Origin of the sequence: Mucilaginibacter sp. (assembly GCF_965277465.1) — a bacterium.
Lineage (GTDB): Bacteria > Bacteroidota > Bacteroidia > Sphingobacteriales > Sphingobacteriaceae > Mucilaginibacter.
Genome location: NZ_CBDICW010000001.1, coordinates 258732 through 270830 on the forward strand (window position 1 = coordinate 258732; position 12099 = coordinate 270830).

A 12099-nucleotide genomic window follows, 5' to 3' on the forward strand; every position below is an offset into this window, starting at 1 on the left:
ATTTTAGCTTTGAATTTAACATGAAGCTGACTTATCAACCCTTTGAACTTTTGCTCAGGCATACTTTTACTATCGCTAAATTTTCGCGTACCTCAACCCCTGTAATGCTTATCCAGGTTGAGCACGAAGGAAAAGTTGGCTATGGGGAAGCATCAATGGTGCCTTATATGGGCGAAAGTTTTGAAACAGCCAACGCATTTTTGAGCAAAGTAGATGCCGGTGAGTTCCAGTACCCTTTTGATTTTGAAATGATAATAGCTTACCTGGATAGCATAGCACCCGGCAACCCGGCCATAAAAGCCGGAATTGATATTGCCCTGCATGATTTAGACGGCAAGCTGCAAAACAAGCCCTGCTGGCAATTGCTGTGCAGCGATATTACCAAAATGCCGGCAACCAGTTTTACCATTGGGATTGATACAACGGAAGTGATTATCCAAAAAGTAAAAGAAGCGCCGGATTGCCAGATTATAAAAGTAAAATTAGGCCGCGACAGCGACAGGGAACTGATAAAAACAATTCGATCAGTAACCGATAAGCCGCTGTTTGTGGATGCCAACCAAGGCTGGACAGATCTTGAACAAAGCCTTGATCTTACCTACTGGCTGCATGAGCAGGGTGTTTTATTGATTGAACAACCTATGTTAAAAACCGATATTGACAGCAATGCCTGGCTTACCGAACGCAGCCCCATCCCCATTATTGGCGACGAGGCCGTGCAGCGTTTGCCTGATGTGGCGAAGGCAAAAGGCGTATATCATGGTATCAATATAAAGCTGATGAAATCGGCAGGCATATATGAGGCTCACCAGATGATATTAAAGGCCCGTGAGCTTGATTTAAAGCTGATGATTGGCTGCATGAGCGAAACCAGTTGTGCTACCCTGGCGGGAATTGCCTTTGCCCCGCAATGCGATTGGGCCGATCTTGACGGTCCGTTTTTAACCAGTAATAATCCTTATAAAATGCCGGCCTTTGCCAATGGCCGCTGGATATTGAATAATGATGCCGGGTTAGGGATAAAGCTTGAGTAATAATAATTGAGCTGATTAATACAAATACACTTACATAAAAAGCCCCCTTAAACGCAAGCTTAAAGGGGCTGATTTTTTTGAGCAGATAGAAGAATACTATTTATCGCTCAGCATGATGGGGTTACCACCTTTGCCACCCATTATAATAATTTTTGTATTTGGCGATAAGGCAATGTCCTTTTGTGCAAGGATAGATTGGTACTGAAGCTGTTTATCCGTTAACCCTGTTGAAAGGATTTTTTGATAATCGGCTATACCTTGTGCCTCTACGCGTTTACGGTCGGCTTCCTGGCGTTCTTTTTGTAAAACAAACTGCATTTTTTGTGCATCCTGCTCGGCCTGGATCTTTGATTCAATACTTGCACGCACGGTAGCAGGTAAGGTTATGTTACGAACCAGGATCTGCTGAACCTGTAATCCGTTCTTTGCAAAGTTATCGGTAATGGATTTATTGATCTTGAATTGAAATTCTTCGCGTTTGGTTGAATACAGATCAACGGCCTGGTAATTTACTGCATTATCACGAATTGCGGTACGTGTAACCGGGCGAACGATCTTATCCTCATAGTTTACACCTATATTTTGGAATATGAACGGCGCCCTTAATGGGTTTACCTTGTACAATACCGAAAGATCAATGGTAACTTCCAATCCATCCGAAGATAAAACACGGATAGCATCATCACCTGTAACTTGCCCTTCGCCGCTTTTGGCGCTCATGGTATAGTTTTCAGTTTGTACGCTAAAGGTGGTTACATCAACAAACGGGTCGATGATGTGCAGGCCGCTTTCTAAAACTTCATCCTGTACCTTACCAAAAAGTGTTTGCACACCTACTTTACCTGGGTCAATAACTTTTACCGCCGAAAGCAGCATACCAACCAATGTGGCGGCAATACCTATTTTACTAAGTAAATTACCATAACGGCTCTCCGGGCCGGGAGAACGCCTGAGCATTATACCTGCTACGAGGATAATGATACCTAAAACTACAATAAGCATGTTGTGTGGGGTTATTTTTTATAATTGTTCTTTATGTCCTTTAAGATCCTGATCTTAAGAACAATAAAGATAGCAATCATTACCAAAGCCCCGAAAAGAAATCCATACTGCTTTTGCACAATACCATACTGATAACCGGTTATCAGGCATAGAAAGATCCCAATGTTATATAAAACGTTGGGTAATACCTTTTTCCACATAATTAATAAACATTAATGGTAGGGTCAATTGCATCAACCCAGGCTAAAATACCGCCCTTAAGGTTATAAAGGTTGGTATAGCCATGCTGCTCTAGCTGCATAATAGCTGCTGCGCTGCGTTTTCCGCTGCGGCACATTACTACAACAGGCTTGGTTTTATCTACTTTATCGGCTTCAATTAAAATGCCGCCCAATGGGATTGATAAACCACCCAGGTTTGACATTTCGTACTCAAAATCTTCTCTAACATCAATTAATTGAAAATCTTCGCCTTTATCCTTTTTGTCTTTTAGTTCCTGTACGCTAATTTCTTTCATAATAAATATAAATATGAGGTAAAGGTATATTTTTCATCATAATTATTTGTTGTTTAAGGGTAAGGAATACATCAATGCTAAATTATTTAATATGCTGATTACTTTGCCACGATGGTTAGTAGCAAATATTTAGGCCTATTTTTTGTAACAATCACTATCTAAGTGCGTTTATTATATGTTTGCAGTTAGTTATATAAATATTAATGAAAAAAGTAACCCGTTTTTTTTGGTTCTGCTCGGGAGCACATATAGGTACATTAAAGAAATATCCCCTTGAACATAATAAATATGTAGGTATTGGGGCCACCATATTTTTCACCGCATTATTTGCCTCGCTATCTGGCGGTTACGCCATGTATTTTGTTTTTGCAGGTAATGATCTTGCCGCTGTTTTTGCCATCCTTTTTGGGTTGATATGGGGTACCGCCATATTTAATATGGACCGCTACATTGTTTCAAGTATTGATAAACAGGGCTCAACCAATCAGCAGATATTACAGGCATCGCCCCGTATCCTGCTGGCTATAATGATAGGTATTGTTATATCAAGGCCGCTTGAATTAAAAATATTTGACAAAGAGATCCGCCAGAAATTAAAGACAGCCTACCTTAAAGGGCAGCACCGCAAAATAGATACCCTCGAGAAAACATACAACGATAAGTATGCGATGGAACTGGGTAAAAACAAAGATCTTAAGCTTGAAAAAGATTCGCTCGAAAAAGACATTAACCGTTCACGCTTCCAGCTGAACCAGGAGGTTTTTGGTGATAAGAGCAATCAAACATCGGGCATTTCGGGCTATGGCACTTATGCCAAACAAAAACAAGCCGTATTGCAGGAAAAGGAAGACCGCCTGAAAGCCGTTACCGATAACCAGGCAAAAATGGACCAATACCTGAGCGCCCGTAAAAATTATGAGGGGGTGAATGATATCCGCTTATTCAGCGATCATCAGTTAGATAGCTTATCGAATGTGGCAGGATTCTCTGACCGTAACTGGGCATTGGGGCAGCTATCATATAACGAGAATGGTACCCGCGATCTGGATACTTACCTGGCCGAATCATTTATCAGCTACCTGTTTATTTTGTTTGAGTGTTTACCGGTATTTGTAAAACTGATGTCGCCCAAAGGGGCCTATGATGTTGCCGTTGGAAAAACCAACGAAGCAGATATTCACTTTGCCGAAAGGGACAAGGACCGCCATATACAAGTAACCGACAGCGTTTACGACCACCAGTTAGAGCGCGATATTGACAAGCAGAAAAAGATCATCACCGCCCAGTCGGACTATGATATTGAGCGGCATAGTTATGATTAATGGGCTCGTGTAATTTTAATTTTATAAAACCTTTTATTGAAAACTATAAAGTTTTGATATATGAAAGGTAGGCTTGCCATTAACACTACTCCGTAATAACATTGATATGCTACAATTGCCAATTTTATAGTAATTTGAGCGCTGTAATTGATATCAATGAAAAAACTATTTTTATTTGCGGCGGCATCATTTTTGGCATCGGCTGTTATTGCCCAGGATGTTAAACAAAAGGCAATTTATTATACCATCTCATTTCCTAATGCTGTTCACCATGAGGCAGATATAGTGATGACCATACCACAGGCCCCTGATGGGAACTTTAAGGTACGCATGAGCCGATCATCAGCCGGGCGATATGCTACCCATGAGTTTGGTAAAAACATTTATAACGTACAAGCTACCGATGCCGGCGGAAAAACACTCCCTTTAAAACAACTTGAAGGCGATGTTTACGAGGTTGGCATGCACACCGAAACCGTAATTATAAAATATACCCTTTTTGCTAACTGGACAGATGGCACTTATGCCAGTATTGATGGCAGCCATGCGCACCTCAATATGCCCGCCGTTTTTATGTGGGCACCGGGCCTTGAAAAAAGGGCTATCAAATTCCAGTTTGATGACATTGATAAATACGGATGGAAAATTGCCACACAGCTAAAGCATATTGATAAAAACGTTTACAGCGCACCCGATATGCAATACATGATGGATAGCCCAACCGAGCTATCTGAATACAAGGTAAACAGCTGGGAAGTGGTAAATACAGATGGTAAAAAAGAGACGATTAATTTAACCATACATTCGGACGATAACCAGCAGGTGATTGATAATTTCAGTAAGATGGTTCAGAAAATGGTGCTGGAAGAAAAGGCCGTTTTTGGTGAACTGCCAACCTATGATTATGGCGAATATACTTTTTTAGATGATGTTTACCCAACCGTATCAGGCGATGGTATGGAACACCGCAACTCAACCTGCATTGTGCAGCCGGCTAATAAAGTTGAAGGCAATGAATCAGACTTGCTGGGTACTTTTGCACACGAGTATTTCCACAGCTGGAATGTAAAGCGCATCCGCCCAAAATCATTGGAGCCCTTTAATTTTGAGCATGCCAATATGAGCAGCGAACTTTGGTTTGCCGAGGGCTTTACCCAATACTATGGTGAATTAGTGCTGGCACGCGCCGGTTACCGCCCGCTGGATGAATATACAGGCACCTTAGGCGGCCTTATCAACGCAGTGCTTAACAAACCTGCATCTGCAAAGTATCCACCTACGCAAATGAGCCGCTATTCGGTGTTTGCCGATGCCGGGGTATCTATCGATCCAAACAATAATAACAATGTTTTTACCAGCTATTACTATTATGGCGGTGCAACAGCATTAGCGCTCGACCTGCGTTTACGCAGCGAGTTTAACCTGACGCTTGATGATTACATGCGCGAAGTTTGGCTTAACCGCGGCAAGGTGATGAAACCTTATACCATTCCTGACTTGCAAAGTGATTTGGCTAAAGTAACCAAGAACTCCAAATTTGCCGCTGAGTTTTTTGACAAGTATATATACGGAACCGATAAAAACAATTACGAAGCATTGCTTGCCAAAGCCGGTTTATTGTTGCGTAAGGCACAGCCGGGTAAAGCATGGGCAGGCCCGCTGTCTGTTACGCAAAACAGGGGAAAAGCAGGACAAGCACGCACTACCGGCAACGATGGTGGCATCCCTATATTGGCAAGTACCGTACAGGGAACCCCCGTTTATAAAGCAGGCTTAGATGCCGGCGATATTATTGTTAAGGCCGATGGCAAAGAGGTAAATGATATTAAAGCACTTACTGAAATTGTAGCCGGAAAAAGCATTGGCGATAAGCTAACCATCAGCTATAAAAACCGCACCGGCAACCACGAAACAACCGTAATACTTGAAGAAAGCCCTTACCTTGAAGTGGTACCCTACGAAAAGGCAGGGAAAGAATTAACAAAAGATCAGCAAACGTTCCGCAACAACTGGTTATCATCAAAAGTTCAGCAATAATTATATGAAAAAGATCATCGCATCAATTGCCCTACTGGCGGCATCGTTTTACAGTTTTGCGCAGGATGTAAATAAACTTATTAAGCAGGACGAGGTAGAACGCGTTATTAAAACCCTGGCTGCCGATGATATGCAGGGCCGTGCTACCTTTACCCCCGGCATTGAAAAAGCTGCTAAATTTATTGAGGGCGAATATAAACAGGCTGGCCTTGTACCCCTAACCGGCAATACTGGCTATCGCCAAAACTTTACCATGACCCGCATTTTGCCGGGCAAAACACTGGTAAACATTAACGGCAAGCTCATCCCGCAGGATAGCGTTTTTACCAATACAAGCGCAGGCGCTTTAAACTGGACTAATAACAGCGACGTACAGATCGTTAAATTAAGTGTAGATAAAAACTTCCGTAAAGAATATTCGGGCTATAGCAAAAGTGGCAAAAAAATGCTGATACTGGTTGATCCGCAATTTACGGCCATTTTTGGTCAGCTTAAAGAGCGCATAAGCAAAGGTATTATTGCCAATAAAAGCAATGATGAGCAGCAGCTGGTATTTGTATTGGGCAACCATGATGACATTAAATCGTTTGATGTGAGCTATACGGGTAAAAAAGAAGAGCTGCCCCTGTTTAACGTAGCCGGAATGATCCCCGGTAAAACCAAGCCAAACGAGTATGTGATCTTCTCTGGTCATTATGATCATTTAGGGATTTTAAAACCTGTAAAAGGCGATAGTATAGCTAATGGTGCCGATGATGATGCATCGGGTACTACAGCGGTAATTACATTGGCTAAATATTATAAAAAGCTTAACGACAACGCCCGTACGCTGATATTTGTAGCCTTTACTGCCGAAGAAATAGGCGAATATGGTTCAAAGCATTTTGCAACCACAATGGATCCTGATAAGGTAGTGGCAATGTTTAACATCGAGATGATTGGCAAGGCGTCAAAATTTGGTGAGAACTCTGCCTTTATTACAGGTTTTGAGCGGTCTGATTTTGGAACTATCCTACAAAAGAATTTACAGGGTACAGTGTTTAAATTCTATCCCGATCCATATCCGCAACAAGACCTATTTTACAGGAGCGATAATGCTTCACTTGCAGAGGTAGGTGTGCCCGCGCATACCATATCAACCGATCAGATAGATATTGACAAGCTTTACCATACCGTTGGCGATGAGTTCAGCACGCTGGATGTAGCCAATATTACGTCAACCATCAGGGCTATTGCCCTAAGCTCGCGCACCATAGTATCCGGACAGGATACACCTAAACGTGTGCCTAAACTAGAGAAATAAGTTTTAAAAAAAAGCAGTCACCCATTTAGGGATGGCTGCTTTTTTACGTTTGCGTTGCTGTTAACCTAACCCCATGAACAATACACATCCCCTAATACCAGCCACTGCCGTTAAAGGAATTGCAAGCGGAATGGTTATGATGGCCGCTTTTACCACTATATGGGCCATACTGGCTTATAATGGCTTAAGCAATAACCCTGCAAGATTTGCCCTTGTTATATTCCCAATACTTAGTTTAGTTTTTTTGATTAATGCTTTAAAGCTATTTCGTATGGCTAAGTATTATCCGCCTTTAACATCAGAGGCCGATATTGCCGAAGAAAAGCGGGTAGGCAAATGGTTCGGGATCATTTTTGGAGCCGAAGGTTTGGGCATATTTATAGCCATAAATATTGTGATCAATTTGGGGCACCCTGAACTTACCATGCCAGTAATAGCATTAGTAGTGGGGCTGCACTTTTACCCGCTGGCTAAAGTATTTAAACGCACTATTGATTATTACCTGGCCACATGGAGTACCCTGATAGCTGTTTTAGCGATCGTTTTTTCGCTGAATAAAACCCTTACACAAAATGGCGTGTTCACACTTTTAGGAGTTGGCATTGCCTTAGCTACCGCAAGTTACGGTACTTATATGATGCTGAGCGGATGGAAGATTCCAAAAACTGCGGAGCAATTATAGCTGCTTGCGCATTACATAATCATTCATCCAGTATTTGCCAATGGCTATATCCTCTTCGTAAGCTACTGCAAAGCCCATTTTTTCGTAAAAGCTTTTGGCTTTGTTATAACGGTTCACGTTCAGGTCAAGCGTGTGTTTGCCGGCTGCTATGGCTTTATTGGCCACCTCATTGATCAGTACTTTTCCATAACCTTTTCCCTGGGTTTCGGGCAGACAATAGAGTTTGTGCAGCTTATAAATTTCGGGGTCTTCTTCGCGGGGCGAGTAGGCAGCAAAGGCCACAGGCTTGTCGTCCTCAATTAATAATAAATAGGTTTGGGTGTTGTTTTCTAATTGAGAAGTGATCTTTTCTACCGAATAGATCTCACCTAACATATAGCTGATCTGTTCCTTCTCAAGTATCGGCGAATAAGCGTTCCACCATGTTTCATCGGCTATTGCGCGGATGGTTTCTACATCCGCAGGGCTTGCTGTCCTAATAAAATACATGGCCAAATATATGTATTACAACAAAAAATCCGGCAGGGCCGGATCAAGATAACAAGCAGTCGAAATAATATTTACTAAAACACCCTGATGGTAAATTAGATGAAAAGGGTGCTAAGGTAAACAGAGATTACCGCTCGCAGTACAGTAATTTGCATTATGCTATTTGTCCTACACCAAAATATTCTTCCAGTTCTTTCAGGGTTGATGAATTGGTAGCCATATCTTTTATGATCACCCCTTTTTCCATCAGCAATATCCGGTCGCACACATCGGTAATGTGGTTAAGGTCATGGCTGGAGATCAGGGTGGTTACGCCTTTGTTTTTATTCAGATCTTTGATAATACTTTTTAAACGGAACTGGGTGCTTGGGTCAATATTGGCAAAAGGCTCATCCAGCATCAGCAACTCGGGGCTTTGCAATAAGCAGGAAGCTACGCCAACCTTACATTGGTTACCTTTAGACAGGTCGCGGATATATTTTCCTTTTTTCAGGATCTCTCCATTAAAAAACTCCGATAGTCCTGATAAAAAATCATCCACATGCGCGCTGCTTTGCTGGTGCAGGCCGCCAATGAAATAAAAATATTCTTCGGGTGTAAGGTAATCTATCAAAAACCCCTCATCTAAGTATGATGCGGTATAGTTTTTCCAGTTCTCGTGACCGGCAACCGGTTCGCCGTTCGATAATACTTCTCCTTTTTCGGGCCTGATCAAATCAAGCATCATGCGGAACAGGGTAGTTTTACCTGCACCATTATTGCCCACAAGGCCAATACTTTCGCCCTTTTTTATTTCAAGGCTGGGCACATTTACTACGGTAGCACCACCGTATATTTTTTTCAGGTCTGTAATTGCTATCATGTTATTTGTTTCTGAAGCCTTCGGCTATGGTGTAACGTTTGGTATAAAAATCGGCCTCCAGTTTTTTGATCCAGAAGCTGCGGGTAAAAATAAATGTCAAGCTAACTACCGCTAATAAGGCAATGCCAATATTAGCATGGTGCAATAGCGAAAAAGGGCCGTAAATTAAAAATGGCGCTATCATTAAAGGCAATGAAAGTATCCACTGGTTACCACTCATGCCCTCCCAGTTAAAGGCGGCCCCTTTTGAAAGATCCATGCGCTTATAGTTCCTGTTGGCAAAATACAACACCAGCGTGGTATTTATCCCAATGTTCCACAGGTACATCACCGTCTGGATCATCAGTACCCGCCAGCCGAAGTACACATAAGGAATGGTAAGTACAAAAAACACGGTTGATATAATGGTGAACAGCAGGTATTTTGCCTTTATAAAATCGGTAAAGCTAATTTTACTTACCAACAGGCCATCAAAATGCGAGGCCTGCCAGCTGAACATAAACTGCCCGTAATTGATAATGAAGATACCTGTCATAAACATGCTTGCAAATACCTTATAGCCTTCCATTTTTTTAAATGCTGGGTTGGTATAAAATATAAGCCCGTAAAACAGGATGAACATACCCATTATTAAGGCCGACCGCGAGCGTTTATTGCGCAGTATCAGCTTAATTTCGTTAGCGGCAAGGTCGCCAATGCTGCCAAAACGGTTAAGGAAAGGGTACTCCGTACTGTTTTTATAAGATGCTGCCTTGTGCGAACCTAATTCTTCAAGGTAAAGGTTTTGTTTAAGGTATAAGAAGTTGAGGTAATACATCAGCACTCCTAAAAAAAGCGGGACCAATGCTAATAACGGGTGGCTAATTAACCGCCCGAAAAACATATAGGATATTGCCCTTACAGAGAACAAGTGCCAGTAAAAATCGCCAAGGCCTATTAATATCAGTACTGCTGCCGCCACCAAAAATATCCACCCGTTTAAGTTTGATTTCCGTTTGATATACAGCGCCAGGTAATTGTTAAATACGGCAAGCCCCGCTATGGAGATTATAAATGCAAATGCTACTGCAGCACCCGAATCAGTTGCTATTACTTTAACAACAAATGGCACAAAAAGTATAAAAGGCCATAAATTAAATACAGAGAACAAGCCTGTAAAGGTAAGGTACCTGATAAGCGAATTGCGTTTTACCGGTAATTGCAGATAAGGCTGAATGCGTAAGGTAGGCAGCTCCTGCAACTGTAAACGCATAAACAAGTCGAACAGGTAATAAAACAGGATAATGCCGCAATAGGAGATAACCAGATCATCCTTTGGGAAAATGGCTTCTAAAAGTTTATCTAAAAAGATGCCTAAAATGAACAGGTTAGCTAACATATACAGGATGAGCAAACCCATTACTATACGAATGGCAATACTTTTACCTGTATTTTTTGATCGCCAGAAAGCTTTTAACTCATGCTGAAGGAAAGTTATGGTCATGTTTAGGCATTAATTTATTTAGAGTAATGATACTCAAAAAATTACATTTTAGGGTAACATTAGTATTTATACCTGCTGCCCCAAAGTTTTTTTAACTTCTCTTTTGATTCATTTTCGCGGGCATTGTTACCGGGCTCGTATAATTTTGTCCCTTTAATTGCATCGGGTAAAAAATCAAGATCAGCAAAATTACCTTCATAGCTGTGGGCATACTTATAATCCTTACCGTAACCTAAGTTTTTCATAAATTTGGTTGGGGCATTGCGCAGGTGCAGCGGCACAGGTAAATCGCCGGTAGCCCTAACCATTGCTATTGCCGCACCAATTGCCGTAGTAGCCGAATTACTTTTAGCCGATGTTGCCAGATAAATGGCCGTTTGCGATAAAATAAGCTGCGATTCGGGCATCCCTATTTTGTTAACCGCCTCAAAGCAGCTTTGTGCCAGCAACAGGGCATTAGGGTTGGCATTGCCAATATCATCCGATGCCAGGATCAGCATGCGTCGGGCTATAAAAAGCGGGTCTTCGCCGCCAACTATCATGCGCGCCAGCCAGTAAACTGCGCCATTAGGGTCGCTGCCCCGCATTGATTTTATAAATGCCGAAATAATATCATAATGCTGCTCCCCGGTTTTATCATACAGCGCCATGTTTTGCTGCACATGCTGCAGCACGGCATCATTGGTGATCACTATCTTTTTACCATCAAAAGCATTTACCAGCAGCTCAAAAATATTGAGCAGCTTGCGGGCATCCCCACCCGAAAGGCGCAGCAGGGCTTCATTCTCTTTGATGTTGATCGGCCGTTTTTTTAATACCTCATCCTCCTTCATCGCCTTGTTAAGCAGGCTCACCAAATCATCCTCACTTAATGGCTGCAGGATATAAACCTGGCAGCGCGACAGCAAAGCCGAGATCACCTCGAAGGATGGATTTTCGGTAGTGGCACCTATCAGCGTAACTATGCCACGCTCAACAGCACCCAATAAAGAGTCTTGCTGCGATTTGGAGAAACGATGGATCTCATCAATAAATAAAACCGGCAGTGTCTGGCCTTCGGCCTTTAATATGGCAGCCTTTTCAATAACCTCGCGCACATCCTTTACACCCGAATTGATGGCACTGAGCGAAAAGAAAGGCCTGTCCAACGATTGAGAAATGATATAGGCCAGCGTAGTTTTGCCCACACCCGGCGGCCCCCAAAATATCATGGATGGCAATGAACCCGACTCAATGGCCTTACGCAATACCGCGCCCGGGCCAACCAAATGTTTTTGCCCCACATAATCATCCAGTGTTTTTGGGCGCATGCGTTCGGCTAATGGGGGCAGGTTGTTCATAACAGTAAAATTGAGAAAAGAAAATTCT

12 protein-coding genes are annotated in these 12099 nt (G+C 42.3%); 5 read left to right on the forward strand and 7 right to left on the reverse strand.

The genetic code is table 11. The features are described from left to right. Positions 1 to 20 precede the first annotated feature (20 nt). Positions 21 to 1034, forward strand: a complete 1014-nt coding sequence (locus ACQY4U_RS01125) for a dipeptide epimerase (protein WP_428327516.1) — start codon at positions 21 to 23, stop codon at positions 1032 to 1034. 96 nt (positions 1035 to 1130) lie between these two features. On the opposite strand, the gene ACQY4U_RS01130 is transcribed toward ACQY4U_RS01125, so the two are convergent. Genes ACQY4U_RS01130 through ACQY4U_RS01140 form a run of 3 tightly spaced genes read right to left on the reverse strand, consistent with a single transcriptional unit; the run spans position 1131 to position 2553 of the window. After that, on the reverse strand, positions 1131 to 2036 hold the full coding sequence (locus ACQY4U_RS01130) for a prohibitin family protein (RefSeq protein WP_428327517.1): 906 nt from the start codon (positions 2034 to 2036) through the stop codon (positions 1131 to 1133). 11 nt (positions 2037 to 2047) lie between these two features. Then, positions 2048 to 2236 (reverse strand): DUF6358 family protein, encoded by a 189-nt coding sequence (locus tag ACQY4U_RS01135; protein ID WP_428327518.1) that lies wholly within the window; start codon positions 2234 to 2236, stop codon positions 2048 to 2050. Positions 2237 to 2238: 2 nt separating this feature from the next. After that, positions 2239 to 2553 (reverse strand): rhodanese-like domain-containing protein, encoded by a 315-nt coding sequence (locus tag ACQY4U_RS01140; RefSeq protein WP_428327519.1) that lies wholly within the window; start codon positions 2551 to 2553, stop codon positions 2239 to 2241. A gap of 203 nt (positions 2554 to 2756) precedes the next feature. On the opposite strand from ACQY4U_RS01140, the gene ACQY4U_RS01145 reads away from it, so the two are divergent. The 4 genes from ACQY4U_RS01145 to ACQY4U_RS01160 all read left to right on the forward strand — a co-directional run bounded on the left by ACQY4U_RS01145 (position 2757) and on the right by ACQY4U_RS01160 (position 7897). Next, positions 2757 to 3875, forward strand: a complete 1119-nt coding sequence (locus tag ACQY4U_RS01145; protein ID WP_428327520.1) for a DUF4407 domain-containing protein — start codon at positions 2757 to 2759, stop codon at positions 3873 to 3875. Between the two features lie 156 nt (positions 3876 to 4031). Further along, a complete protein-coding gene (locus ACQY4U_RS01150) occupies positions 4032 to 5912 on the forward strand; it encodes a M61 family metallopeptidase (RefSeq protein ID WP_428327521.1) in 1881 nt (626 codons plus the stop codon). 4 nt (positions 5913 to 5916) lie between these two features. Continuing rightward, positions 5917 to 7215 carry a M20/M25/M40 family metallo-hydrolase gene (locus tag ACQY4U_RS01155; protein WP_428327522.1) on the forward strand — a complete coding sequence of 433 codons (1299 nt, stop codon included), beginning with the start codon at positions 5917 to 5919 and terminating at the stop codon, positions 7213 to 7215. Positions 7216 to 7288: 73 nt separating this feature from the next. Then, positions 7289 to 7897, forward strand: coding sequence for a hypothetical protein (locus tag ACQY4U_RS01160; RefSeq protein ID WP_428327523.1), 609 nt, complete (start codon positions 7289 to 7291; stop codon positions 7895 to 7897). On the opposite strand, the gene ACQY4U_RS01165 is transcribed toward ACQY4U_RS01160, so the two are convergent. The 4 genes from ACQY4U_RS01165 to ACQY4U_RS01180 form a co-directional block, all read right to left on the reverse strand. Further along, positions 7892 to 8386 carry an N-acetyltransferase family protein gene (locus ACQY4U_RS01165; RefSeq protein WP_428327524.1) on the reverse strand — a complete coding sequence of 165 codons (495 nt, stop codon included), beginning with the start codon at positions 8384 to 8386 and terminating at the stop codon, positions 7892 to 7894. The genes ACQY4U_RS01160 and ACQY4U_RS01165 overlap by 6 nt on opposite strands. 154 nt (positions 8387 to 8540) lie before the next feature. Beyond that, positions 8541 to 9248: an ABC transporter ATP-binding protein gene (locus tag ACQY4U_RS01170; protein ID WP_428327525.1), complete on the reverse strand. Its 708-nt coding sequence runs from the start codon at positions 9246 to 9248 to the stop codon at positions 8541 to 8543. A 1-nt stretch (position 9249) separates the two neighbouring features. Then, positions 9250 to 10731, reverse strand: coding sequence for a DUF5687 family protein (locus ACQY4U_RS01175; protein WP_428327526.1), 1482 nt, complete (start codon positions 10729 to 10731; stop codon positions 9250 to 9252). A gap of 59 nt (positions 10732 to 10790) precedes the next feature. Next, positions 10791 to 12071: a replication-associated recombination protein A gene (locus ACQY4U_RS01180; RefSeq protein ID WP_428327527.1), complete on the reverse strand. Its 1281-nt coding sequence runs from the start codon at positions 12069 to 12071 to the stop codon at positions 10791 to 10793. Positions 12072 to 12099: the final 28 nt, after the last annotated feature.